General features: G+C 59.0%; 21 protein-coding genes and 1 pseudogene. 12 read left to right on the plus strand and 10 right to left on the minus strand.

The annotated features are described in order from the left end of the window. The first annotated feature begins 232 nt into the window (after positions 1-232). Positions 233-769, plus strand: a complete 537-nt coding sequence (locus VGL70_20245) for a DUF3617 family protein (protein ID HEY3305864.1) — start codon at positions 233-235, stop codon at positions 767-769. A 26-nt stretch (positions 770-795) separates the two neighbouring features. Here VGL70_20245 and VGL70_20250 read toward each other — a convergent pair whose 3' ends face one another. After that, the gene (locus tag VGL70_20250; GenBank protein HEY3305865.1) at positions 796-1,116 is read right to left on the minus strand and encodes a YciI family protein; all 321 of its coding nucleotides are present in this window, start codon (positions 1,114-1,116) and stop codon (positions 796-798) included. Between the two features lie 148 nt (positions 1,117-1,264). Here VGL70_20250 and VGL70_20255 point away from each other — a divergent pair, with 148 nt between their 5' ends. Continuing rightward, the gene (locus VGL70_20255) at positions 1,265-2,575 is read left to right on the plus strand and encodes a phospholipase D-like domain-containing protein (GenBank protein ID HEY3305866.1); all 1,311 of its coding nucleotides are present in this window, start codon (positions 1,265-1,267) and stop codon (positions 2,573-2,575) included. Between the two features lie 19 nt (positions 2,576-2,594). Here VGL70_20255 and VGL70_20260 read toward each other — a convergent pair whose 3' ends face one another. Continuing rightward, on the minus strand, positions 2,595-3,344 hold the full coding sequence (locus VGL70_20260) for a VTT domain-containing protein (GenBank protein HEY3305867.1): 750 nt from the start codon (positions 3,342-3,344) through the stop codon (positions 2,595-2,597). 119 nt (positions 3,345-3,463) lie between these two features. Here VGL70_20260 and VGL70_20265 point away from each other — a divergent pair, with 119 nt between their 5' ends. Next, positions 3,464-4,177, plus strand: coding sequence for a hypothetical protein (locus VGL70_20265; GenBank protein HEY3305868.1), 714 nt, complete (start codon positions 3,464-3,466; stop codon positions 4,175-4,177). Positions 4,178-4,239: 62 nt separating this feature from the next. Here the strand turns inward: VGL70_20265 and VGL70_20270 are convergent, their stop codons facing one another. After that, complete coding sequence (locus tag VGL70_20270; protein ID HEY3305869.1) at positions 4,240-5,163, minus strand: NADP-dependent oxidoreductase; 924 nt, start codon at positions 5,161-5,163, stop codon at positions 4,240-4,242. Positions 5,164-5,356: 193 nt separating this feature from the next. Between VGL70_20270 and VGL70_20275 the strand changes: the two genes are divergently transcribed. Next, positions 5,357-6,358 carry an amidohydrolase family protein gene (locus tag VGL70_20275; GenBank protein ID HEY3305870.1) on the plus strand — a complete coding sequence of 334 codons (1,002 nt, stop codon included), beginning with the start codon at positions 5,357-5,359 and terminating at the stop codon, positions 6,356-6,358. A 47-nt stretch (positions 6,359-6,405) separates the two neighbouring features. Further along, positions 6,406-7,389, plus strand: a complete 984-nt coding sequence (locus VGL70_20280; protein HEY3305871.1) for an NHL repeat-containing protein — start codon at positions 6,406-6,408, stop codon at positions 7,387-7,389. A gap of 56 nt (positions 7,390-7,445) precedes the next feature. Here VGL70_20280 and VGL70_20285 read toward each other — a convergent pair whose 3' ends face one another. Further along, positions 7,446-8,405 (minus strand): ABC transporter substrate-binding protein, encoded by a 960-nt coding sequence (locus VGL70_20285; protein HEY3305872.1) that lies wholly within the window; start codon positions 8,403-8,405, stop codon positions 7,446-7,448. Positions 8,406-8,484: 79 nt separating this feature from the next. On the opposite strand from VGL70_20285, the gene VGL70_20290 reads away from it, so the two are divergent. From VGL70_20290 to VGL70_20305, 4 genes are all read left to right on the plus strand, one after another. Beyond that, entirely contained in the window at positions 8,485-9,027 is a 543-nt protein-coding gene (locus VGL70_20290) for an ACT domain-containing protein (protein ID HEY3305873.1), read from the plus strand. Positions 9,028-9,232: 205 nt separating this feature from the next. Next, the gene (locus tag VGL70_20295; GenBank protein HEY3305874.1) at positions 9,233-10,459 is read left to right on the plus strand and encodes an MFS transporter; all 1,227 of its coding nucleotides are present in this window, start codon (positions 9,233-9,235) and stop codon (positions 10,457-10,459) included. Positions 10,460-10,847: 388 nt separating this feature from the next. After that, on the plus strand, positions 10,848-12,068 hold the full coding sequence (locus VGL70_20300; GenBank protein ID HEY3305875.1) for a Rieske 2Fe-2S domain-containing protein: 1,221 nt from the start codon (positions 10,848-10,850) through the stop codon (positions 12,066-12,068). A gap of 28 nt (positions 12,069-12,096) precedes the next feature. After that, a complete protein-coding gene (locus VGL70_20305) occupies positions 12,097-13,164 on the plus strand; it encodes an amidohydrolase family protein (GenBank protein HEY3305876.1) in 1,068 nt (355 codons plus the stop codon). 174 nt (positions 13,165-13,338) lie between these two features. On the opposite strand, the gene VGL70_20310 is transcribed toward VGL70_20305, so the two are convergent. Further along, positions 13,339-14,454, minus strand: coding sequence for an extracellular solute-binding protein (locus VGL70_20310; protein HEY3305877.1), 1,116 nt, complete (start codon positions 14,452-14,454; stop codon positions 13,339-13,341). A 41-nt stretch (positions 14,455-14,495) separates the two neighbouring features. Then, positions 14,496-15,572: a hypothetical protein gene (locus tag VGL70_20315; protein ID HEY3305878.1), complete on the minus strand. Its 1,077-nt coding sequence runs from the start codon at positions 15,570-15,572 to the stop codon at positions 14,496-14,498. A gap of 297 nt (positions 15,573-15,869) precedes the next feature. Between VGL70_20315 and bamA the strand changes: the two genes are divergently transcribed. The 3 genes from bamA to VGL70_20330 all read left to right on the plus strand — a co-directional run bounded on the left by bamA (position 15,870) and on the right by VGL70_20330 (position 22,998). Next, positions 15,870-17,708 carry an outer membrane protein assembly factor BamA gene (gene bamA / locus VGL70_20320; protein ID HEY3305879.1) on the plus strand — a complete coding sequence of 613 codons (1,839 nt, stop codon included), beginning with the start codon at positions 15,870-15,872 and terminating at the stop codon, positions 17,706-17,708. A 159-nt stretch (positions 17,709-17,867) separates the two neighbouring features. After that, the gene (locus tag VGL70_20325) at positions 17,868-21,683 is read left to right on the plus strand and encodes a translocation/assembly module TamB domain-containing protein (protein ID HEY3305880.1); all 3,816 of its coding nucleotides are present in this window, start codon (positions 17,868-17,870) and stop codon (positions 21,681-21,683) included. Positions 21,684-21,966: 283 nt separating this feature from the next. Continuing rightward, the gene (locus VGL70_20330; GenBank protein ID HEY3305881.1) at positions 21,967-22,998 is read left to right on the plus strand and encodes a tripartite tricarboxylate transporter substrate-binding protein; all 1,032 of its coding nucleotides are present in this window, start codon (positions 21,967-21,969) and stop codon (positions 22,996-22,998) included. A 483-nt stretch (positions 22,999-23,481) separates the two neighbouring features. On the opposite strand, the gene VGL70_20335 is transcribed toward VGL70_20330, so the two are convergent. The 4 genes and pseudogenes from VGL70_20335 to VGL70_20350 all read right to left on the minus strand — a co-directional run bounded on the left by VGL70_20335 (position 23,482) and on the right by VGL70_20350 (position 24,873). Beyond that, positions 23,482-23,868 (minus strand): DUF6156 family protein, encoded by a 387-nt coding sequence (locus tag VGL70_20335; protein HEY3305882.1) that lies wholly within the window; start codon positions 23,866-23,868, stop codon positions 23,482-23,484. A gap of 3 nt (positions 23,869-23,871) precedes the next feature. Beyond that, positions 23,872-24,258 (minus strand): hypothetical protein, encoded by a 387-nt coding sequence (locus VGL70_20340; GenBank protein ID HEY3305883.1) that lies wholly within the window; start codon positions 24,256-24,258, stop codon positions 23,872-23,874. 63 nt (positions 24,259-24,321) lie between these two features. Next, a complete protein-coding gene (locus VGL70_20345) occupies positions 24,322-24,603 on the minus strand; it encodes a hypothetical protein (protein ID HEY3305884.1) in 282 nt (93 codons plus the stop codon). A gap of 57 nt (positions 24,604-24,660) precedes the next feature. Next, positions 24,661-24,873 (minus strand): annotated as a pseudogene (locus VGL70_20350) (RHS repeat-associated core domain-containing protein). Positions 24,874-24,973: the final 100 nt, after the last annotated feature.

Consider the following 24,973-nt stretch of genomic DNA (forward strand, 5'->3'; position numbering starts at 1 on the left):
AAGATGATCAGGAAGCTTCCATCAGGCGGTTACCGGCTTTATTCGCGGAAGAAAGATCCCAAGACCGGAAAACACAGAAACCTGGGAACCTTCAAAACTCTCCAAGCGGCAAAGAGGCACGAGCGAGCCGTCCAGTTCTTTAAGAGACACTGACTTCCAGGTTTTCGAAATTCCGTAAACGTGATAAATGGGATAGAGTCATCGCGGTAACGACCTTATTTCGGAGGTCATCATGCGTACTTTCGCTCTACTCGTTGCCCTAGTCGTCGCCCCCACCATCGTTTCCGCCGCGTCGCCAGCGTCCGCGGCGTCAACGGATGCGCCCAAGCGCAAGTCCGGTTTGTGGGAAATCAAAGTATCGAGCCCGCAGATGCAGGGCGGGCACACCATGCAGCAGTGCGTCGATCAGAAGAGCGACGACCTCACCTCCGGCGATAAGCCGGGGATGGAGAAGATGTCGTGCACAAAGAACGAGGTGCGCAAGGAGGGCGACCGGATCATCAGCGAATCGGTTTGCACAATGGAAGGCACGACGGTGACCACGCGCTCGGTGATGACGGGCCGGTTCGACTCGGCTTACAAGGCGGCCGTTAAAAGCACGTTCGAGCCGCCGATGCACGGCATGCGCGAAAGTTCATCAACTATAGAGGCGAGATGGCTGGGTCCGTGCAAGCCCGGACAGAAGCCCGGCGACATATCGATGCCCGGAATGCCCGAGGGCATGCCGAACATCGAGGAGCTCATGAAAAAAATGCCGGGTAGACAATAATCGGGCAGGAAGCAACTACCAGTCGGTTATTTTCCTGTCGCCATCCGCTCCACCTCTCCAATCGTCGGCCCGCTCAGCCGGAAGGCCCGGTGCGCGCGCCACTCTAGAACTTCCATCGTGCGAATGCCTCTCACATGGTGCGGATCTTTAGCCGCGACCCGCTCGGCCTCGCTCCGGCTCGACGCCAGCATGATATAAATTCCGTACGCCCGATCCGAAGTCGGCCCCGAAAAAAGCAGCCGTCCCAAGCGGTGCTGCTCCTCCAGCCATCGACGATGCTCCTCGACCTGGATCTGCTTGCTCTCCTCTTGGTCCGGCAATTGGCGTGAAAGCACGATGTACCACATGGACGGTTCTCCTCTTCCCGTCCTTGTATCCGCTCGCGTTCGTTTGCGTCAAGCTATTTCTGTTCTCAGGTAAAAACCCATCCTCGATTAAGTGAAATCCCCATTGATGGCGACCGCCGCTCGCCGTAAATTAGGAGCAGTAAACGGAGTGGAGGTATGGCCGCTGCCGTCTGCAAACATCAAGTTCGCTTTGAGAAATGCTCCAGTCTCCAGACGCGCCGTCTTGCTGCTTTCGGCACTCCTGACCGTTAGTTGCGCCAGGGTTCTCCCGGTCTACAAAATTCCGGAAATCACGCTCGGCGAGCCGTCGTTCTTTCCTACCATCGAGGCCCACACCGACGCGCCCATCGTCGGCGGGAACCGCGTCGATATCCTGCTCAACGGCGATGGAACGTTTCCGGTGATGCTGCGCGATATTAAGAGCGCCAAGCGGACCATCACTTTCGCCCAGTACCTTTACGAAGACGGCACGATCGCCTACGACCTGGCGCGGGCGTTCGCCGAGCGCTGCCGCGCCGGCGTCGCCGCCAATATCCTGCTGGACAGCCATGGCACCAACACCCCCGCGGAAATTCCCGATATGATGCGCGAGGCCGGCTGTCACGTGGAGATTTTTCGTCGAGTCGAAGCGCCGCAGGTGATCTTCCTATGGAAATTGCTGCGCTACAACTACCGCAACCACCGGCGCATCCTGGTGATCGACGGCAAGATCGGCTTCACCGGCGGTTATGGAATCAAAGACACCTGGCTGGGAGACGGGCGCACGGAGGGACACTGGAGAGAAACCAACGCGCGGATCGAAGGCCCGCTGGTGAAATACCTGCAAGCGGGCTTTACGGATAGCTGGCTCGAGGCCACCGGAGAGCTGCTCGGCGGCGAAGGCTACTTCCCTCCCCTCGAGCCGCGCGGAAAAATGCCGGCCCAAATCGTTAAAAGCTCGCCCGTCGGCGGCAGCTTTGAAAACTATCTCCTCTTCCTCCTCTCGATCACGTCGGCGAAAAAATCCATCCTCATCACCAATCCTTACTTCATTCCCGACGGCCGCATGGTGGACGCCCTGCTCGCGGCCGCCGCGCGCGGCGTCCGGGTCATCGTGCTCGTGCCCGGCAAGATCGACCATAAGATTACCTACCGCGCCAGCCGCAGCAATTACGGCCGCATGCTCCTCGGCGGCATTCAAATCTTCGAATACATGCCGGCGCTCATGCACACGAAAACCATGGTCGTGGACGGCGTCTGGTCAACGGTCGGGAGCACCAACTTCGACAATCGATCTTTCGCTCTGAACGAAGAGCTGAACCTGACGGTGTACGATCGCGGGCTGGCGGGACGCATGGAAGAGATCTTTTACCAAGACCTCAAATTGTCGAAGAACATAAGCTACGAAGACTGGAAGGCCCGCGGATTCAATGAAAAGTTCTTCGAGCTTTTCGCCTATCCCATCAGAGATCTGCTGTGATTCAGCCCGGACCGGAGCGTCAACTTTGAGTCTTGGACGAAGCGCGCCCGTCGCCGGAAGCGAACCGCTTGGCCAACCAAGCGGTCACGAGAGGAATGAGCACGAGCGCGAGCCCGATAAGAACGAAACGGCCGAGCTCGGGACTTCGCAGCGCGTATTCCAGTTGAACGCCGGCAAGACTCAGGATCACGAGGCCGGGAATCCTCCCGACGATGCTGGCGGCGAAAAAATCCCAAAAGCGGATGCCAGAACCGCCGACGAAGAGATTCACCAAGGTGAACGGCGCCAAGGGCAACACGCGCATCGTCAGCACGGCGATGAAGCCCCGGCGTCCGGCTTGCGCGACGAGCCGGCGTAGGCGCGGACCGGCCATTCTATGGAGCAGATCCCAGCCGAGGCCGCGCCCGATGCCGTAGCCCATGGCGGCGCTTGCAAGCCATCCCGCAAGCGCGTATCCGTTTCCGAGGATCGGACCGAAAGTGAAAACCGTCGCGACGTTTAGAATCGTTACGGGAAAGAGCGCGAGACTTCCCAGAAGATAAGCGCCCAGGACGAGAAAAAACGCGCCCGGATAGCTTTGCACCGATTCCTGCCACAAGATGATGCGCTCGAAATTGATCCACTGATTGAGCGGCGTCCAGCGCCAGGCCGCGGGCAGAGCGAGGAGCAAGAGAAAAACGACTAGGCCTTTTAGCAGCGCGCGTTGACGCGCCTCGGGCTGGGTTTTGGCCTCACGCCCGGCGTGCGGTTCCGCAATTCGTTTCTCCACGCTAAAAGAGTAAAGGTCAAAACATCTTTAGGCAACACCGGCTCTGAAGTTCAGCGCTCGTCGGTGCGGACAACGTCGGCCGTCTTTTTTATTCTCTTCTTTCCGGTAAACTAGACGGGATGAGACATGCTTACAGGAACCGCTGCGCGCGCATCGTTTTGATTCTCGCTATAATGGCTGCGGGATGGGGCGCCGCGCCGGCCCTGGCCGTTCCGCCGGCGCGCGAAGTCAGCCTTAAACAGCTCATCCCGCTCGCCAGCTCGCGGAGGGAGTTCAAGATTATCGACGGCAAGGACCGCGGCAAGATGGTGCCGCTGATTTTCCAGTCCGATCCCGCCGACGAGAAAAGATGGAAGCTCATCTTCGGCGACTACGGGCGCATTTTCCTCGTGAGCGCGCCGGGCGGCGCACTGATGATGGAGCGCATGGATTTGTTCAAAAGCAAAAGCACCATCGTTTACGAGCCGGCGCTGGCGATCCTGCTGCCGGGCGAAACCGATTCCTCGGGCGCCCTCCAGCGCGAGACGCGATACAAAATGTACCGCGCCGACACCGGCAAGCTCAGACGCTCGGGCCGAGTGACTCACCTGGTGAAGCGCATTTCAAATTCGCTGTTCGAAACTCCCGCCGGCCGGATCGACGGCTACCACATCGAGATCGAGCACAGGATGGACATGGAATATTACAGCGAGCTGTTCCTCACCGTCGGTCTCGGCTGCCGTTTGGACGAAGGCATAATTTACGGCTCCGTGCAGTCCAAGCTGAAAAAACTCGGCGGGATTGTGACTGAAACGAAAACGGCCACCGCTGCGCTGGCATCAACGGTCCGGTGAAAACGCCCTACCCGACCCGGATGAATCATTCATCTTCGTCCCTCAGCCCTCATTCTTCAAGATCAGTCGGCTACCTTGATGACGATCTTGCCGCGGCGGTGCGGCGCGCCTTCGAGCATCTCATGCCCCTTTCGAGCCTCTTCGAGCCACAGCACTTCGCCCACCTCGGTTTTTAGCTCGCCTGCGTCGATCAACGCGGCAATCTTTTTCAATCGCTCCGTCGCGACCTGAACGGACAAGAAGAACGCCTCAACGCCGCGCTGCCGGGCGCTTTCCTCGGAGGGGCGGTCTGCCGACGATACCAGAACGCCGCCGCGCTTCAGAATTCGAAAAGACCGCTCCAGCGTTTCGCCTCCGACCGTATCGATCACGACATCGACGTCCTTGACCCGTTCTTCGAATCGCGTCGCGCGGTAATCGATGACTCCAAAAGCGCCGAGAGAGCGCGCATAGGTTGCATCGTCGCGGGATACGGTAGCGATCACCATGGCCAAGGCCTGCTTCGCAAATTGAACGGCGTAGCCGCCGACGTTGCCGGCGCCGCCGTGGATAAGCACGGTCTGCTGCGCGGATAGCCGCGCACAATCGAACAGCATCTGCCACGCGGCCGTCGCCGCGATGGGAACCGATGCCGCATGGACGTGATTGAGCCGCTTCGGCTTGGGCGCGATCATCGCCGCTTTCGCGACGGCATATTCGGCGTAGGCGCCGGTGAAGCCTTTATTCGACACGCCGAAAACTTCGTCGCCGGGCTTCAGCTCGCGCACGCTCGGACCGATCGAATCGACGACGCCGGAGATCTCCGCCCCTAGAATCAAAGGAAGCGGAAGAGATCTCTTGCCGCTGCGAATCCACGCGTCCCACGGCCCGACACCGGCGGCCTTCACCTCCACGACGACTTCCCCTTCGCCTGCTACGGGCTTGGGCACATGCTCAAGCGTGATCGCTTCCGGCGGGCCAAACCTATGGGCTCGAACAGCTTTCATCGCGCTTCATGAGACCAGATCGCGCTTTAAAATTCCAGCCGCTACTCAATCATTCCATTCGCATGGCCGCCGTACGGCGTGAAAGGGTCAACGAGCGAGGCGGCTTCAAGGACTCTACCATTGACAGCCATCTCGTTCCTTACTACTAAAGAGGACTGCACCGACAGCGCGTAAAAAAGAAAAGGAGAACAACATGGTCATCGACATTCATAACCACATCGTCGCCGGCGGCGAGCTCAACGCCTACCAGGCCGGCTTGATCAACAGCCGCGGATTTCACGGCAAAGGCCACCTCGAATTGACCGAGGAAAAAATCAAGAAGGCGCGCTGGCGCGGCGTGAGCCACAGCGACGCGCTCAAACAAGTCGGCACCGACTGGGCGTTTATATCGCCGCGGCCCTACACCATGATGCATTCGGAAAAGCCCGAGAAGATCGTCCGCTGGTATTGCGAAGCGGTCAACGACGCCATCGCGCTGCAGGTGAAGGTCGAGCCGAACATGTTCCGCGGCATCGGCGGTCTGCCGCAGAATGCCGGCGTGAGCCCGAAAAACACCCTGGATGAAATCGACCGCTGCGTCAAAGACCTGGGCTTCGTCGGCATCATGATCAACCCCGATCCGGGCGAGGGCGACGGCCAGACGCCGGGCATGGGCGACGAGTACTGGTATCCTTTATATGAGAAGATGGTGCAGCTCGACCTTCCCGCCATATTGCACCCGGCGAGTTGCCGGAATCCCCGCGAGTCTTTTCACGGCCACTTCATCACCGAAGAGTCGATCGCCGTGCTTTCGATCGTCAACTCGCGCGTGTTCGAAGATTTTCCCAAGTTGAAGCTCATCGTCTGTCACGGCGGCGGCTCGATCCCCTATCAGGTCGGACGCTGGCGCTCGCAGCTCCGCGGCCGCAACGATACGGAAACGTTCGACGAGCGGTTGAAGCAATTTTACTTCGACACGGCGCTCTACAACGTCGAATCGCTCGAGCTTTTGTTCAAGATCGTGGGCACGGACCGCTGCATGTTCGGCACCGAGCGGCCCGGCGCGGGATCGAAAAAGGACCCGCGCAGCGGCCAGTGGTACGACGACATCAAGCCCAAGATCGAAAGCATCCCGTGGCTGTCCAAAGAGGACAAAGAAAAAGTTTTCCAGAAAAACGCCGAGAAGGTTTACTCGAGATTCAAAGCTTCGGCCTGAGCTTGGTACTTGATCGATAACTTCCACATCCGAAGGAGGACGATACCATGCGTAAAATAATTCTTGCGTTTGTCATGACGGGGCTGCTGCCGGTCATGGATTTTATCCCCGCTTACGCCGACCGCGGCGGTGTGGTGCGCTTTGCCACGCTGCCGGCAGGCGGTCCCGGCCATCCCGAGGGAATCGCCGCCGACGCGAAGGGCAATATTTACGTCGCGACGTTCGATTTTACCACCACGAACGTGATCCATATCTTCCGCTCCGGCAGCGGGCATCTGCTGGATACGATTCCCCTGCCGGGCGCGGCTCCGCTCGGCCTCGCGTTCGATAAGAACGGCAATCTCTACGTCGCCGATTTTCTGAACGGCGATATCATCAAATTCGCGCCCCCGTTTAACTCCAGCAGCACCCCGGCGACAACTTATGACGTCTGCGGCGGAGTGGCTGTCAGCTGCGGCCTCAACGCCATTACGTTCGATGATGCCGGCGACCTGTACGTTTCGGATTCATTTGGCGGAAGGATTTTCAAAATCGACCTTCCCGGCGGAGCCGTATCGACGTTCTTTAGCGATCCTCTCTTGCAGCCGGGCAGCCACGCCTTCCCTCCGTTCGGCGCCAACGGGCTTGCGTTCAATGCCGCGGGAACCGCCCTCTACATCGCCAACACCGGAGATGATCGGATTCTGAAATTGGACCTTGGAACGGTGACGCTCAGCACTTTCGCCGAGAGCGTCAACGGCGCCGACGGAATTCTGTTTGACGGCAAGGGCCGGCTGTGGGTGGCGGCCAATCAAGCCGACGAGATCGTCGCACTAGACTCCGACGGCCGGGTCACCGATCGGCGCGGCTCGTTCGAAGGCATAGGGAACGACGGGGCGGTCAAGGGCCTGCTGTTCCCGGCGAGCATCGTTCTCAGCAGAGGAAGCCTGTTCGTCACGAACACGGCGCTGGCGCTGACGGGAGGACCATCGGAACCTGAGGCGGACGTTACGACTTTTACCGTGTCGAGAATCCCGCTCGGCGGCCATTAAACCGCTCGATCCCTGCACAACCGTGGAGAGCAGTGGGATCGCGCCTCCCACTGCTCTTATTTTCCTCCCTGCAATTCCTTTAGCGCCTGCCGCGCCCAGGTGAAATCCCTGACTTCGTCCAGCGGCCGCTTCTTGTCGCCGAGTCTGTCGATCAAGGCTTCGGTCTCGGCGTCCGTCATCTGCCCGTCCCGCGATAGGGTCTTGAGCTCGAGATCGTAGGAGTGAGATGCGATATCCGCGGCCTGCGGCAGCCATTTCATCATGATCGGAATCGTCTCTTGTTTGTTTTCGAGAATAAATTGATGGGCCCGGAGCAAAGCTTTCAGCGTCCGTCTGACGACCGAGGGATTTTCCCGCAAGAGACGGTCCGAAACGAACATTCCCGCCACGGGAAGACCGGTCTCCGGAGGACCGGCCAGCGCTTTGAAACCCATCCGTTGGAGCATCAGATCATGCGGCTGCGCTACTGAGATCGCGTCGACCGCTCCGCTGACCAGCGCTTGCATTCGAACGGGGCCGTCGCCGATGGCGACCGCCTGTATCTGGTTTGGGTTAAAACCTTTGGCCTGCAGCATCTCTTCGGCGACCAACTGATCGGCGCCGCGAATCGTCGACACGCCGAGTTTTTTGCCCTTCAATTGCTGAACGTCCTTGATCTCCGGCCGTACCATGACGAAATACGGCCCTTTCTTGAGATGGACGAACACCACTTTCATCGGGAAGCCCTGGAGGATAGCGCGGAACGTGCTGACGAACGGAGTGGCGAAAGTCACGTCGCCGTTGACGACCGCCGTCGCGCCCAGACGCGGGTTCATTTGAATCAACTCCGCCTCCAGTCCTTCCTCCTTGAAGAACCCTTTGGTGTGAGCCAGATATTGCGGCGTGGCCGAGTTGCTGCGGCTCGCGTAGGCAATTCTCACGCGCTGCGCTTCGGCGGCGAGCGCATCGTTCGGCGGAACCGGGAATTGTCCGACGGCGAGAACCAACGAGAGATGAAAGATCGCCGCGACTTTCATAACCACCTCCTGAATTTCTGGCCTGGGTACCTTCACATTATTCGATGCTCCGGTTAGAATCTAGCTCAAAGGAGAGCGCGTGACGGATAAGAGCCATCTCATCTTGACCGCGGTGGGTCCCGACCGCGTGGGGCTGGTCGAAAAGATTTCGGAATTCATCACCCGCCTCGGCTGCAACATCGAAGACAGCAAGATGGCGGTTTTCTGCGGCGAGTTCGCCGTGATCATTCTGATCACCGGCGAGAGCGGGAATCTCGTCAGGGTCGCCAACTCGTGCCGCGAGCTGGAATCCCAGACCGGGCTCACGTTCTCGATCAAGACGCCCGCCGTGCGCAAGCCGGCCGAATCGCCGCTGGCCTACAAGCTCACGGCTTCTTGCATGGACCATCCGGGCATCGTCCACAAACTGAGCCAGGCGCTCAGCAAAGCGGGGATCAACATCGAATCGATGGAGACCAAGACCTATGCGGCGCCGGACAGCGGCACGCCGATCTTTCGCCTGGTCGCTCTGGTCTCCGTCCCCGCGAAGAGCAGCATCGATGCGCTCACGCAGCGCCTCGCCGAAATCCAGCGTGAAGAAAATATCGACATCGACTTTTCGCCGGTGGATAAGTCTGAGTAGCCCGAGGTTTTCACCCGTCCCACCCCATGATATAGAAAAGGATCGTTCCCACCGCGGCTTGAGGACATCGAGAACGATGCCCGCGTCGCCGGCTCTGGAGATTGCTCTGCGTCCACCATCGAACCAAAAAGAAACAGCCGCAGCGACACCAAGCGACTCCGCCCAAACTCTCGGTGTTCCCCGATTGTGGAATCCTTTCCGGGCATTGATTCGGCTGCGCGCTTTCGAGGTGCTGAGACACCGCCAGTATCGCTTGCTCTGGCTCGGCCAGGCGTGCTCGGGGATGGCGGTATGGATGGACCAGGTCACGCGCGGTTGGCTCATCTATGAGTTGACGGACTCGGCGCTCCAACTCGGCCTGGTGCGCGGCATTCAAGCCATTCCCTTTCTCTTGCTGTCGCCGGTGGCGGGCAGCGCCGCCGACCGCTATTCGCGAAAGACGCAAGTGATCGTCGCCCAATCCGCCAACGGGCTTGTTTTCGCCGCCACCGCACTTTTGATTTTCACCGGACAGATCCAGCCGTGGCACGTCTACGTGACCTCCTTGTTGATGGCGGTCGCCCAGGTTTTTCAGCAACCCGCCCGCGCTTCGATGGTCGCCGACGCCGTCCCGCCGGAAAGCCTGACCAACGCGATCGGCCTCAACGCGGTGGTCTTCAACGTGGCGCGCAGCACGGGCCCGGCGCTGGCCGGCATTATCATCGCCGCGATCGGCACCGGCGGCTCGTATTCCGCTCAAGCGATCTTTTTCTTGCTCGCGACCGTTTGGACCGTGCAATTGCGCCCGGCTCGCGCCTCCGCGCGCGCCGGCCGGCATTCGGCCGGCGGCGAATCCTTCGCCCGCAGCATCCTCGAAGGATGGAAGTTCAGTTGGCGGAACGAGGCGGTGCGCACCGGACTGCTCATCGTATTTTTTGCGTCTCTGTTCATCGTGCCGTTCACGACGCTCTTGCCGGTGTTCGCGCGCGACCTCCTCGGCGTCGGGGCGACCGGGCAAGGGCTGCTTCTCACCTCGATGGGCATCGGCGCGCTGGCGAGCGCGATGATGATCGCGTCCGTCGGCGACCGCTTGCCGCGCGGCATTCTCATGCTGGCGGGCGTCATGGTTTACGGGCTTGTCATCGTGCTCTTCGCCGCGTCGTCCTGGTTCAATCTTTCCATGGCGCTGATGGCCGTCGTCGGCCTCTGCCACGTGAGCGCGCACGCGCTGATCCAGACGGTGATTCAATCCTACTCTCCTTCCGAATTGCGCGGACGCACGACGGCGATCTTTCATATGAGCCAAGTGGTGATGACGGTAGGAAGCATGGTCTTCGGCGCGCTGGCGGCGCTTTGGGGCGCGCAACGGGCCGTGACGGTTATGGGCGCGGCCGGCTCGCTGGCGATGGTCGCGATCTACGTCGCTCTCCCCCGCGCGCGGGATATCCGGTAACACCTGTTTTCGTGTTCGTTGGCGGATTTTGATCCCCCCCGCGGGAAATTTGTTTTAGGACGGTCAGAAAGGTCCCATCACAAGGCGCGCGTCAAATCGACGAGCGCAGGCGTACTCTTTTCAGTACGTCGCATAGCTCGCCACCGGCGTAACGCCCGCCCGGGGGTTTCTTGAAGGGCCGATGCGTGGGAGGAGGAGCATCCAAGCGTACGGAAAATCTTCTCTTAAGATTCTCGTGCCGCGTAACACCGGACCTATCGCATCGGCCCGGAGAGAGACCCGCGGGCGGGCTACGGTAGAGATGGGCCTTTATGCCCGCCCTAATAGGTCTTGAAAACTTCATCGAACATCGCGCATAATCGGAAAGGATGTTTGGGAGGGCAACGCCATGCTGACTAAACAAGAAAACGAGATGATGACCCGCGTAGGACCCGGCACTCCGGCCGGCGAGTTGCTGCGCCGCTATTGGCACCCGATCGCCGTCGTCAAGGAACTCACCGAAGAGCAGCCGACCAAATTCGTCCGTGTCCTGGGCGAAGATTTGGTTCTGTTTCGCGACCAGAGCGGCCAATTGGGCCTGCTCGCCGACCGCTGCTCCCATCGCGGCGCGTCGCTTTCGTATGGCCGCGTAGAAGAGCGCGGCATCGCCTGCGGCTATCATGGCTGGCTCTACGACGTGGAGGGGAATTGTCTCGATTGTCCGGCGGAGCCCGAAGGCAGCAAGTTTCACCTCACCATCAAGCAAAAAGCCTATCCGGTCCGGGAGCACCTGAATCTCGTCTGGGCCTACATGGGCCCCGCTCCCGCGCCTGTGTTCACGCGCTACGACACGCTCTTTCGCAAAGACGGCCACCGAAAAATCATCGTCCATCCGCAGCTCGATTGTAACTGGTTCCAGGCAATGGAGAACTCGGTCGATCCCGCGCATTTGCAGATTTTGCACCAGGAATACTATGGGCGCGGCGAACGCAAGCCGGTCAACACGACGCGCGGATTTACCGACGACGTCAAGCAAGCCGAGTTCTACCTCACGGATCACGGCGTCATGAAGAAGCGGACGTACGCCAACGGCATTGTCGACGAGCACCCGCTGCTGTTCCCGACTATTCTCCGCCAGGGGCCGAGCACGCAATGCCGAACGCCGATCGACGACGAGCATACGCTGCACATTCACGTGCTGTTCTTCCCGACGGAAGACGGCAGCGAGCCGGAGGACACCTATAATCCGCCGATCAAGTACACCGAGCCCTACAAAGATCCGCCCGATAAACTTCATCCCTTCACGCGCTACACTCTGCAGCACATCATCCCGCAGGATCACATGGCGTGGGAGACGCAAGGCCCGATCGCCGACCGGAGCCGCGAGCGCCTCGCGACCTCCGACAGAGGCGTCACCATGTTGCGCGAGCTGATGAAAAGAGAGCTGGCCAAAGTGGCGCGCGGCGAGGACCCGATCTGCGTCTACCGCGATCCGAACCATCCGATGATCGACACCAACGTCGATGAAGGCGTGAAGCAGATGAAGAGCGACGCGCGCGCTCACGCTCAAGGGTCGTACGAGAATGATTTATCCGCTCTGTATCACGGCCAAAAAAATCAACGGCCCTGAGCGTCGTATGTTGCAAGGCTGATGGCGTATGGCCCTCAAGATCGACTGCGACTCTCATTTTCTGCCGCATGACGCCTTCGACGACGTGGACCCGAAGTTCTCCGGCCGGGCGCCGCGCTTCGTCTTCGACGGCTCGGGCAGAGATGCCGTCGTCTACAAGACCAGAACCGAAAAGCTCCCCTCCTTCATGTCGAACTACCCGACCTGTTTTCGCATGGGAAAAAGGCTTCGCGGCGTGTCGGACGCCGATGCGCGCGCCGGGGACCTTGCCAAGATCGGCTTCGACCGGCAGGTGCTCGTGCCCAATAACGGTCCCTTCGGTTACGACGTGGATCCCGAACTCGGCCTGAGCATCTGCCGCTCCTACAATAACGCCGTAAGCCGCGCCCTCAAGAAACGGCCCGAGTTCATCGGCCTCGCCGTCCTTCCCATGCAGGATATCGGCCTCGCCCTTCGGGAGCTGGATCGGGCGATCCTCGAGCTCGGACTTCACGCCCCGCAGGTTCAAACCAACATCCTGGATAAGAACCTCGACGAATACGAGTTCTGGCCGCTTTACAAACGGGTCGAAGAACTGAACGTGCCCTTGATCGTGCATTGCTCCCATCTGGCCGTCACCGGCGGCGCGCATCGCTATCAAAGGTATCGCTTCGGCAACGCGCTGCAGTTTCCGGCGGAGGTTTCGCTCGCGATCGGCTCGCTCGTCTGCGGCGGCGTTCTCGACGCCTTTCCCAAGCTCAGAGTGGCTTTTCTCGAAGCCGGCGCGGGATTCGTTCCCTATCTTGTCGACCGTCTCGACGAGGTGGCGGTGGAAGAGCCGCAGTATGCCAAGGTCTCGATCAAGAAAATGCCGCACGAATATCTCGGGCAGCTCTGGTTTTCGTTCAACATCAAGGTCGAGGCGAAGTCGATCCCCTACGTGATCGAGCGGATCGGAGCGGACCGGCTGATGATATCGAGCGATTACCCGCATGCCCTGGCCGGCTCCGGGCCGAACACAATTCAGTTTTTGCAGGCGCTGGAGACGGTGTCCGAAGAGGACAAGAAAAAGCTCATGGGGCTGAACGCGGCGCGCCTCTTCGATCTCAGGCTCTAACCCGGCTTCTGAAAAACCGTCCGTTCACCCTTCGACCCTTCGGCCTGGCTCAGGACAGGCAAGGCTCAGGGCGAACGGAGGAATCGCCGATATCGCCGAGAAAATTTCCGTTCGTGCTGAGCCCAGTCGAAGCACGAAACCATTTCTCACCAAGACACCAGCCGGTAAAAAATTCTACTTCAAAATCGTCTCGGCGAATTTCGACGCCGGATCTCTCACCTTCACGCAGCGGTCTTCCATGGAGTTTTGCAGCTTCAAGAACTGCTCTACCGTCAAAGTATCCTTGGCCGGATCGATCCCTCTTTCGAGCAGCCATTTCGTGTCTACGTCCGCGCGCCGGGTCGGCTGTTCCATCACTTTGGTCCACAACTCCTGTCCTTCTTTGCCGAGGAACCAGTTGATGAAGACCTTGGTGGCATTAGGATGCGGCGGCGCCTTCACGATGCCGACGTTGCCGGCGCCGCTGCTGGCGGGCTCCCCTTCCTTAAACGAAGGCAGCTTTCTGACCGGCAGCCCGGCCTTCACGAAAGGTTGATACTCGTAAACGCTCACGCCGAAAGTTACCGCGACCTTCCCATGCGCCAAAGCCTCGGCCAGTTGGCGCCGGTTCCGGCTCATGAAAAGTTCCTGCTTGACCAGTTTTCTAAGAAAATCTTCGCCTTTGATGCGCCACAGGTGGGCCCATGTGCCCTGGCCGCCGCCGGGCGTCCGTGGGTCGAGAAACCCGATTTTTCCACGCAGCTTTGGGCTCAGCAGCTCATCATAGGAGCGAAGCTCTTCAGGCTTGAGCAGGCCTGAATTGTACCAAACGCTGCTCTGGCCGCCGTCGGCGACGAAAGAATAAAAATATCGCCGCGTGCTGACATTATCCATCCACATATGCCCGCCCCACCAGTACTTAGGGTCCGCCACTTCAGGGAGAATCATGTATTCGGCGAGGGGCTCCAGGACGCCTTCGTGGATCAATGTTACACCGCCGCAGCCGCCGAAGAAATAAACGTCAATATAATGGACGCCGGCACCGACCTCTTTGACGATGCGGGCGCCGGTCTCGGGACCTCTGCCGGAGAGCACCTCCAAGGTGATCCCGAACTTTTGTTTTAATGTCGACTCCAATTCTTTCCTGAGCTCCGGATTAGCCGACATCGCCACGACCAGTTGCCCTTCCCGGCGCGCGCCTTGAAGGGCCTTCTGCCATTCGGCTTGCCAGTCCGCCGCTTCAACTCCAACCCGAGAGAGTAGAAGGAGCAGCGAACATGAGAAAAGTTGGAATATGTTCTTAGGCCTCATCACTGGTTTTTTTCCGTGGACGCGAAACGGCGCGTCGCAAGCTACGCGGGATAGGGCCTCGCGCATCTCTGAGCCAGCGGCGTTCCTTTGAGCGGTCTCAAGGTGTATGCGGAGATGGCGCCCTCGATATCGTAGACATCCGGCGCCCGGTTGCGCGCTTTTTTTGTGTAGCCCCTGCCTCCGCCATGGTCCACGCCGTGGGGCGTAAATAAAAAATTTCCCAACCGCGGACCCGAGGGCGTATATCTCAGCTCGTCCCCGTCGGGGTCTCTGTGAACCGGCGCGCCGCCCACGCCGCCGCCCGATAGGTGCATGGTCCAGGCCACGTTGTTCTTGCTCTCCAGATAAGCGGCCCCGAGAAACGCCACCGGAGTAGAGCCCAGCTTTTCTATGTCGTCGATGCGAAACTTGAATACCGGCACATAACCGTCGACGATCTCCGCGTCCAGGGGATAGAAATCGTAATCGATCGTCGTCTGCTCGCCGAGAAAATCCGAGAAAGCGCCGTTGTACTTTACGCGCACCTCGAACCTTCCCTCCGGCCCTGGTTCCCCGGGAAGCTCAGGGTGCTTGAGGCTCTCCGGCTTCAGCGCCGGCCTGCCCTTGCCGTAGAGATGATCGACCATCTCCGCTGGGACCACGAAGATTTCGGGTCCCGATTCAAAAATCACCCGGATCGTTTCCTGCGGTTGCTTCAATAGCGCGCGATACGTCACCCCTTTGGGCAGGAGCAGAAACTCCCTCTCTCCGACCTCTATATTGCCGAAGTCCGTCTCATAGATCATCTCGCCGCGATTAATCAGGTGCAGCTCGTCCGCGTCGCAGTTGCGAAAGAAGTACCGCATCGACTCTTTTCTGCGGGAAAACCAAACCGTCATGTCCTCGCTGTAAAAGAGCTTCGCCGCCTCTCCCCAGGAGGATTCCGCGTCGCCGGGGGAAATCTCCGTGGTATCGATCTCCCAGTTTTGGTAATTCCCCGCGACCCTTTTCCACAGCATGGGGTGGTTTTTGCGATAGAGCACCGTTTCCGTGCCCCACTGCACCCTTCGGCCATAGTGATGCCGAACCAGATCGTATTGGTCCATCGGTTTATGCGTCAGCCGCTGGGGTTTACTCATTTTTTGCTCCTTCCTCTCCTTTACTAAAGACCTTCCCCACCCCAATTCTTGCTAACAATATACCGCCTAAATCAATAGGACAAACCTGTCAAGAAAAAAGTCTCGGAAGCCCGAGCCCGCGCCGGTTCCGCCGCTTTCGACTTCGTCATTCTATCCCATTCTCCGGGATCTACCTGATTCAAAACCAGGTCAAATCCCACTGGGTTTTTCCCTCTACGGAACTATATTGATGTGTCTCCTGCGGCTGTTATTGCTTTTAGGGAGACATGTTTTTATTTTGTACGACCCGAGCCGAGCTTGGCCAAGGCAACCACCACTTCCGCCGTATTTCTTCTCCTGATTTTCCTGCTATCCAGGCCGGCGCTCGGCCTGCCGGTCGAGTCTTTGGATGCTTCGCGAGAGTGGCTGGTGAAAGATTTGACCATCAGCGGAAACAAGCAAGTTTCGGATGGAGATCTGGAAGAAGTTTTGCTGACCAAGACGCGTCCCTGGTACACGCCGTGGCGCGACCGGCCGCGTTTCGATCCGGAAGTGTTCGCGGCGGACTTGCAACGCATCGAGCGGTTTTACCAGTCGCAAGGCTATTACGAGGTCAAGGTCGCGCACGATTTAGAGGTCGATAACGAGCGCAGCCTGGTGACGGCGAAAATTCTTATCGACGAAAGCGCGCCGGTGATCGTCAAACAAATTTCCATCGAGGTCGTGGACCGGCCCGAGTTGAAAGAAATCGTCGAGCCGCTCAAGCCGAACCTGGCTCTGAAAGAGGGCAAAGTCTTCACGGAAGAGGCGTACCAGGGGACAGAGACGGCGATCAAGGAGTTCTTCTACGACCGGGGACGCGCGCGGGTGGAAGTCCGGCGCAGAGCCGAGATTCTTCCCGACGAGCGGCAAGCGAATATTTTCTACACGGTCAACGCGGGGCCTCAAGCCGTGTTCGGAGAAACCAGGATCGAAGGGCTTCAAGACGTCACGCCGGACGTGGTCGCGCGCGAGCTGACCTACAAGCCGGGGGAACTGTTTTCCGGAAAGGCGCTGAGAGACTCAAGGCGCAACTTGCTGCAACTGGACTTGTTCAGCGAGATCGAAATTCAGCCCCAGCTCGCGGCTTCCGACCCCGTCGTTGTCCCTCTCGTGGCGCGGTTGAAGGAAAAACCGCCGCGCGAAATCAGAATCGGCATCGGTTACGGCACGGAGGATCAACTGCGCGGGCAGGCGCGCTGGCGCCACAACAACTGGCTCGGCGGGGCGCGGCAACTGGAGCTGGGCGCCAAGGCGTCTTTCATCGCGCGCGAGCTGGACGTGCGCTTCGTGCAGCCGCATTTCCTGGGACAGAACAACCGATTTTCTCTGACGGCCGGCCCCCGGCAATTCGAAGAGCCGGGATACACGTTGAATATGGCGCGGGTGCAACCGCGGTTCGAGCGAAAATTCTCCGAGCGGTTTTCGGCGTTCGTGGGGTATCGCGGCGAATACGACCGGCTCGAGGACGTCCCGCGCGCCACCTTCCGTGCGCTCGAGCCCTTCAAGCATAAGGGCTGGCTCTCCGCCCTCGCCGTTGGTTCGGTGTGGAATACGACGGACGACCGGTCGAATCCGACGACCAGCTCGAATTATTCCGTGCTGGTGGAGCAGGCGGGCGGACCCTGGAGCGGGAGCTACGATTTCGTCAAGCTCCAGGGCGAGGGCAAGTGGTATGTTCCGCTGACTTTGAAAACAGTTTTGGCGTCGAGGTTGAAGCTCGGTTTCGCCGAGCCCATTGCAGGTGGCAAGGAGGTGCCGCTCTTCGAGAGATTTTTTGCCGGCGGCGGCAGCAGCGTGCGCGGATTCGAGCGCCGCATGCTGGGGCCTCTGTCGCGCCGCGACGATCCCCTCGGCGGCAGAAGCTTGCTGGAGGGGTCGTTGGAGCTGCGCCAGCAGTTGACGAAGTCGCTGGGCGGAGTTTTGTTTCTCGACTTCGGCCAGGTTTCGGTTCGCTCGTTCGATCCGCCGATCGGACACCTCAAGTTTGCGGGCGGCTTCGGCGTTCGCTACGCCACGCCGATCGGACCTTTGCGCCTCGATTTCGGCTTCCCGTTCCAGCGCCGCGAAAACGATCGCGGCTGGCAGATTTTTTTCGACATCGGGCAATCCTTTTAGCAGGCCTGATTAAGAGGTATTCTTACCACAGAGGCGCAGAGTTCCGCATGGTTCGACAAGCTGACCACGAGCGGAACTCTTCAACGCCGCGCATCCTGAGCCTTGTCGAAGGACGCGTCCTCCGTGTCTCGGCGGTGAATAATCCGAGCCAGGTACGTCATGAAACCGGGAATCAAACGCGCGCTTCTTTGGGCTGGAACGGGGCTCGTCTCGCTGATCGTCGTAGTTTTGGCCGGCGCCTGGCTCTACAGCCAGACGGAATCGTTTCGCTCGCTGGTGCGCGAGCACGCGCTGGCGGCGCTGCGCGAGTCGATCGATGGAGAGGTCACCTTCGAGCGATTGACCGGCTCCGTCTGGCGCGCCGTGCAGGTGCACGGCCTCTCGGTGCGCCGGGACGGCCAGGAGGTCGTCTCCGCCAAGGTCGTGACGATCAAAATCAGTTTGCTCCGCCAGGCCCTCGCCTTCTTGTATTCCAGGCAGCTTCATATTTCCGAAATCGATATCAACGACCCCGCCATTCTTGCGGTCGAGAGCGCGGACCGGGAGTGGAATCTTGCTTCTCTCTTGAGAAAGAAAAAGCCGGACGAGCCGGAGCCGCGCGCGATCACCATTTTTCTCGATCGGATGAAGATCGACGGCGGCCGGATCGAAGCGCGTCTTTCCAACGGCCGCGTAGCGCGCGTCAACGCGTTGTCGGTGGACGGCAACGTGGCGCTTTTGCCGGCGGGCGTGAAAGCCGACATCGCCGCGCTCGATTTTCTGCTCTCCAGCAAAGGATTCCCCGATTTGCGCTGGCAGAGCGCGCTCTCTTTCGACGCCAGCGGCTCGTCGCCCGCGATCGACGTGCGCCGGCTCGCCCTGAGAACGGCGAAATCGCACATCGAAGCTTCGGGCACGGTCAAAGATTTTGCCGAGACGGTCACAAAACTGAAACTAGAACTTAAAAAGGTGGCGGCGGACGAACTCAGGACGATCCTCCCTTCCCTGCCGTTGAGAGAGGATTTTTCGGGCGCCTTCACGGTCGAAGGCCCGCGCTCGGCATTAAAAATCGCCGGCGCTCTCACCGCGCCGGACGGGCGGCTCCGAAGCTCGATGGTCGTCGATTGGAGCCGCGCCGAGCCGCGCTTTCGCGGCGATGTCGAGGCCGAGCGCTTCGTCCTGGAAAAAGTTCTCGACGCTGGACAATCCGGCGGCACGATCAGCGGGCGCGGCTCTTTCAGCGGCGCCGGTGGGGAAAATCTCCAGGCTTCGACTCAGGCTCAGGTGGCGGATTTCAAACTGCAGGGCTGGCGGATGGGATCGGTCAATCTTTCCGGAAATTTGAAAAACCAAAAGCTCGTGTTCACGGCGGACTCGCACGGAAAGGCCGGCCAAACTCAATTGCAGGGAACGGCCGATTTGTCTGGGCCTAAGTCGTACGAGCTCACGCTCAAAGCGCGCGACTTTGATCTTCAAAAGACGGCGGACGGTCAGGGCGCGATTCCCGTGGCCGCGCGCGTGAGCGCGGACCTTTGGCTGAAAGGCCGTGGGACGGATCCCAAGAAAGCGCAGGTGGAGGCCCGGATGAACCTTTTGCCTTCGCGCATTGGAGACGTGTCGGTCGCCAAAGGAGAGGCGGTCGTCCATCTCCGCGACGGCGTGCTGGCGCTGGAGCCGTTGAGAGTCGACGCGAAAGACACGACCGTGACGGCGCGGGGAAAAATCGGCTTGTTCGAGCCCAAGGCGACGAATCAGTTGACCTACACCGTGCGCGCCAAAGAAATCCGTCCATGGCTGGCGTTGGCCGGACTCGAAGGCGGCGGCAGCGTCAACGTGGATGGAACCGCGGCGGGCGCGCTCCAAAATCCCCGCCTGGAAGGCAAAGCTCAATTCGCCAATCTTTACGTCGCCGGAAACTCCTTCCAGTCGGGATCGCTCGTCTGGACGCTCGCCGAGGTTTCCAGTCCGAAAATCAGCGGACAGTTGAAGGCTGCGGCAAAGGGAGTAGATGCCGGCGTCCCGCTGCGGACGCTGGAGGTTAACGTAGGGCTGAAAGGAAAAGAACCGACCACCGCCGAGGTGGAACTTTTGGCCCAGGACCGCGAGCAGCACAACCATCGGATCAAGACCGAGGTGCGCTATTTTCCCGACCGGATCGAGTCGTCGATTCAGGAATTGTCGTTTCAACTCACGACCGGCGTCTGGCGCAACGCCAAGCCGGTCCAGGTCGTCGCCCGCGGCAAAACCGTCACCGTCGACGATCTTCTGCTGCAGCGCGGCGCGCAGAGCGTTCGAGCGCAGGGAGTTTTCGGCCTGCAAGGAAATCAGGATTTTAATCTGCAAGTGAACCAGCTCCCGCTCGAAGAGTTTCACGCCTTTTCGCCGCTGGGCCGCGACGTGCGCGGGCAACTGACCGGAGATTTAAAAGTGCGCGGCACGGCGCAAAGCCCGGTCCTCGACGGAAAGATCCGCGTGGAGCGTCTTACAGTCGGGGGACAACCGTACGCGGGATTGGAAGCAACGACGGCATATGCCGGCCGCCGGGCGCGGCTTCAGTTGCAATTGCGCCAGGATGCCACGCACGCTTTGAACGCGACGGGAGAAATGCCCATCGACATAAACTGGAGCGGGAATCGCGCCGCGAATGTTCCCGGCGAGGCCGACGTGCGATTGTATTCGAACGGACTCAGCATCGCCTTCCTGGGAGCTTTTTCGAAAGACATCGAAAAGCTTCAGGGCAACGTCAGCATGGATATTCGTTTGCGCGGCCCCATGAAGGCTCTGGTGCCGAGCGGGCAGTTGCAGTTGGAGCGGGCGCAAGCCCGCATCCCGGCGCTTGGCGTGACCGTCAGCGATGTCGATCTCCAGACGACGCTCGCAGCCGGAAAGGCGTCCATCACTCGTCTCTCAGCCCGGTCCGGCCAAGGCCGGCTCGCCGGCAGCGGTCAGCTAGGGATCACCGAATACAAACTCAAGAGCGTCAACGTCACGCTTCAGGCGGAAGATTTCTCGGTGATGAATACGCGGGAATACAAGGCGGGCGTTTCGGGAAAGTTGACGATGTCCGGATCGTTGCAGGAACCTTTCGTGCGGGGAGATTTGACCTTGGTTCGGACCAACCTGCAACCGGATCTCACCCGATTTCAGAAAAAGGGACCTCCGCCGCCCGATCCTACCATTACCGTCGTCAAGACGAGCCAGGAGCTTACGGCTTCGCAACAGACGGCTGAGAACGTCGCGAAGAAATCCGAGACAGCCGAATCGCCGCTCTTTCAGCGGCTGGGAATGGACGTCGTGGTTCGGGTGCCGCGCGGCACTTGGGTCAACCTCGACGAAGGATCGATCGATTTGACGGGCGACATCCGCATCAGGAAACAGCCGGGTGAGCAGCCGATAGTCAGCGGCGCTTTGCAGAGCGTCCGCGGTTGGTACACGTTTCAAGGACGAAAGTTCGAGCTCGAGCGCGGCGAAGTCGTTTTCACCGGCGGCGGGCAATCGATCGAGCCGCGGCTCGATATCGTCGCCCGCTACAAAACGGCCGATCACCTGGTTTACCTCGTCATCGGCGGAACGACGAAAGAGCCGACCTTGAACCTTCGCAGCGAGCCGCCGCTCGAACAGGCGGATATCTTTTCCGTGCTGGTTTTCGGCAAACCCGCGGGCGAGCTTAACCAAAGCCAGCAGAACTTGCTACAGGCGCAGGCGATTCAGGCAACCGCCAGCTTCGTCGCCGGCGGCCTGCGCCAGTCGGTGGCGAGAAAATTAGGCGTGGACTCTTTGGACTTTGCGGTTGGAACCGGCGACAATCCGGGCAAAGTCGGCGTCGGCAAGTACGTGAGGGAGAACGTTTACGTCTCGGCCGCGCAGCAGCTCGGCGGAGAAAAGCAGCAAGAGTATTCGGTTGAATATCAAATCACGCCGCAGTGGCAGCTCAAAGGCTCCACCGAATCCGGCCGCAACAGCGGCGTCGATCTGTTTTGGCATAAGAGGTATTGAGGCGAGCTGCCTTTCAACCTGACGCTGCCCGCTGATTTCCGGCGCGCGCAAAAACACCTACTGGTCCCCTTGACAGACTGTAACTAGGATATGGCATCGGCTAATACAATTCCCTCGATAAATTCCGGAAAGCATCTCACAGTCGAAAAGAGTAGCGATGCGCCCTTGACGCCTCTTTCCGATTTCGACTAGCCTTGGCTAAGCCAAGGCCGGTTGTCCCACCCCCGGGCATCTTTCGTGCCCTGAACACAACCGAAGGCGTTGGCCTACAACGAGGTGCGATATGAAAAAGCTGAGCTTTGCGGTTTTTTGTCTATTGTTGTGGAGCTTCGATGCAAATGCCCAGACTCCCTTTTATCAGGGGAAGACGATCAGGGTTATCATCGGCACTCCGCCGGGAAATCTATACGACCTGTGGGCCCGCCTCATCGGCGCCCACATGGGAAAGCACATTCCGGGAAACCCCGATCTCATATTTCAGAACATGCCCGGCGCCGGACATGTGGTGGCGGCCAATCACCTCTATTCCGTGGCCAAGCCGGACGGTTTGACTCTGATCGGCTCGATTCTCCCGTCGCTTTATCTCAATCAGTTGGTGGGAAGAAAAGAGATCCAGTTTGACTGGGCCAAGTTTACTTGGATCGGCGCCCCCGCTCGCGGCGCGTCCCAGATGTACATGCGCGCCGACACTCCTTACAAGACGATCGAAGATGTCCGCGCCGCCAAGGAGCCGCCCAAATGCGGCGCCACGGGAGTCACCGGCCCGGATTCTTATCTGCCCAAGCTGATGCAGGAGACCGTGGGCGCCAAATTCGCCATCGTCACAGGCTATCCCGGAGGAACCGATATCGATCTCGGAGTCGAACGAGGTGAGGTACACTGCCGCGCCTTCACCATCGAGGCTTTCTTCGGCCGCGAACCTTATCACACGTGGCGCAAAAAGGGGTTTGTTCGGCACCTATTCCAGACGGGCGCAAAGAGGGACCCGAGACTGCCAGAAACTCCCACCGTCGCTGAACTCATGGACCAATACAAAACCAACGAGGCCGGCAGACGCCTCGCCAAGGTGCTGCTCGCGGCGGACTTCATGGGACGACCCATGCTCGGGCCGCCCGGCGTTCCGGACGATCGCCTAAAGGTTCTGCGCGACGCTTACACAAAGACGATGAACGATCCGCTGTTCCAGGAGGAAGTGAAGAAGAGAAACTACGAGTTCGATCCGGTCAAAGGCGAAGAGCTCGAGAGGATGGCCAAAGACGTCACCAGCCAGCCGCCGGAAATCATCGCGCGTTTAACCAGCGTGTTGGGAAACTGAGCGGGGCGCAACGCACCATGGGAAAAGCAGCAGGGCAATTGGGGTCAGACTTCTACGACTCAACAATCCTGACCAACCGAGCGACTCTGCGTTGAAACTCCGCGTCAGATTGCATCCGCGCCCATAGTCGTCCGACGAGTGTCCCTATCGTCGCGATGTCCCTCCGCAAGTAATCCGCCACTTCCCCTAGCGTGTATCCTAATCGGCGAGTCAAAATGTACGCTATCGTGGTACGCGTACTTGACAGTGCCCAGCTCCGATCACGACTCCTGATTGCCGCGAATGATCACGTGGTAGAGCAAACCAGGAGCAAAAAGCCGAGGACGCCGGGCCATGAGCGCGACTTTTAACAAGGTGAAGGAAGATAGTCAAGTCGTAGAAGTCTGACCCCGAGCCTGATCTGACGGAGAAAATCGCCGCGGGAGTCCTTGACAGCACCGTCCCGTTTAGAGATGTCCCTCTTTTCCTCTCTGTTTTCCCCTCTCATTGATCTTTTGGATTACCCGAAGCGTCGAACTCATGTACCTTGAACTCACCATCATTGCTTCTAATTTCAGCACGCATTAGCTTGCCATTTGGATAGTACAAATACCTATGTTCAAAGAGAAGATCTCCGCGGTAAATCTTAGCAACTCGCACCAACTTCTTCCCTGAATCAAATTCTGCTCGATAATAGGCAGCAGTTCCGGTCTCGGCCATTTCCTTCTCTATTTTTTGGCTCAAATTCAATGGGAGGCCAAATCCGGCGAACGAGGCATAATACTCAATAAAATAACTTTCTCCATTTCCAGCCATAATATACTCCCTGCCAAATGGAACGGATGCTACCATGATGCAGAGTCCGGTCAAAAAGCTTTTCAAAAGTTCCATGCTTCACTCTCCAACTGGTCGTACCGTTAGTCCTAATTTCTGCAACATCTGTTGCTGGAACGAATGGCAGTTCTGACCAATCGGCCAGCTCCAGCCACCACGGTATGAATTCGCGAAAGACCTAATTTGCTCAATATAACTCTGAGTCGAAATGGAAGGATCCCCGTAGACATTAAAGACATTGACGCCTGGCCCACGATCACCATGATGAACATCCATGGTTGCCGTACCGCCCCAGTATTTTCCGTTAAGATCACCGTCAGTCCCGAATAGTGTCTCGGATATTCCAACCGGCTTCTTAGGCCACCAACCATAGCTCTCTTTCGGACCTACCTCTATCCACCAGTGACCATATTTATCCTCACCGAAAAGATCAATATCTTTGCGCAATACTGTAACGCCAGCAAGCAGTTTCTCTTCCCGTGGTCCAGGCAGTCCAGCTATCTGATACTGCTAATTGTCTGCGTCTGAAATGATCCCCGTGTCTGCGGCTGCATATTGAATGCCTCCAGGCTCATAATCTCCTGGTGAGACAGGTACCCCCGAGCCGCTAGTTGAGCCAGCCCCACCCCCGAAGAACCCAAACACCTGGCTCGCGAATTGGAACTGAGAATTTTTGATGAAGCTGCTCATACTGCCAGCGATTGACTGTAGACCGCTCAGAATGTTGCCGCCCATCAGCTCCAGCACGCCGCCGGCAAGACGGAATGCCGGAATGACATATTTGATGACCAAGCTAAAGACCTTGAAAATCCCGCCGAAGAGAAAGCTCAGGAACGAATGTCCTGTCGGATCGATGTACTTGACCGGATTATTTCTAACGTAGCTGTAGCGATTATGACTCTGCGGATCGCCTGCCGAGGGAATGATTGAGTCGGGTGAGATAAACCGAGCCAGCTCGGGATCGTAGTACCTGGCGCCGTAGTAATACAGGCCGTTTTCCGGATCGAGCTTCTGGCCGGTAAAGCGGTGCTCGGGGTCTACATTGCCTTCGTTCCTGCTGACTTTTCCCCAAGTCGGAGGATTTTCTGTTTACTTATTTAGGACGAGAGTGTTGGCGTCCGGGTGGCCCCAGGCGGTTGCCCGCCCGAGGCTCCCACAGACC

The organism is Candidatus Binatia bacterium (genome assembly GCA_036504975.1).
Taxonomy (GTDB): domain Bacteria; phylum Desulfobacterota; class Binatia; order UBA9968; family UBA9968; genus JAJPJQ01.

Coding starts and splice junctions, on each gene's coding strand:
- VGL70_20245 (HEY3305864.1), top strand. CDS start 233: ATGCGTACTTTCGCTCTACTCGTTGCCCTAGTCGTCGCCCCCACCATC.
- VGL70_20250 (HEY3305865.1), bottom strand. CDS start 1,116: ATGTGGTACATCGTGCTTTCACGCCAATTGCCGGACCAAGAGGAGAGC.
- VGL70_20265 (HEY3305868.1), top strand. CDS start 3,464: ATGAGACATGCTTACAGGAACCGCTGCGCGCGCATCGTTTTGATTCTC.
- VGL70_20270 (HEY3305869.1), bottom strand. CDS start 5,163: ATGAAAGCTGTTCGAGCCCATAGGTTTGGCCCGCCGGAAGCGATCACG.
- VGL70_20275 (HEY3305870.1), top strand. CDS start 5,357: ATGGTCATCGACATTCATAACCACATCGTCGCCGGCGGCGAGCTCAAC.
- VGL70_20280 (HEY3305871.1), top strand. CDS start 6,406: ATGCGTAAAATAATTCTTGCGTTTGTCATGACGGGGCTGCTGCCGGTC.
- VGL70_20285 (HEY3305872.1), bottom strand. CDS start 8,405: ATGAAAGTCGCGGCGATCTTTCATCTCTCGTTGGTTCTCGCCGTCGGA.
- VGL70_20300 (HEY3305875.1), top strand. CDS start 10,848: ATGCTGACTAAACAAGAAAACGAGATGATGACCCGCGTAGGACCCGGC.
- VGL70_20305 (HEY3305876.1), top strand. CDS start 12,097: ATGGCCCTCAAGATCGACTGCGACTCTCATTTTCTGCCGCATGACGCC.
- VGL70_20310 (HEY3305877.1), bottom strand. CDS start 14,454: ATGAGGCCTAAGAACATATTCCAACTTTTCTCATGTTCGCTGCTCCTT.
- VGL70_20315 (HEY3305878.1), bottom strand. CDS start 15,572: ATGAGTAAACCCCAGCGGCTGACGCATAAACCGATGGACCAATACGAT.
- VGL70_20325 (HEY3305880.1), top strand. CDS start 17,868: ATGAAACCGGGAATCAAACGCGCGCTTCTTTGGGCTGGAACGGGGCTC.
- VGL70_20330 (HEY3305881.1), top strand. CDS start 21,967: ATGAAAAAGCTGAGCTTTGCGGTTTTTTGTCTATTGTTGTGGAGCTTC.
- VGL70_20335 (HEY3305882.1), bottom strand. CDS start 23,868: ATGGAACTTTTGAAAAGCTTTTTGACCGGACTCTGCATCATGGTAGCA.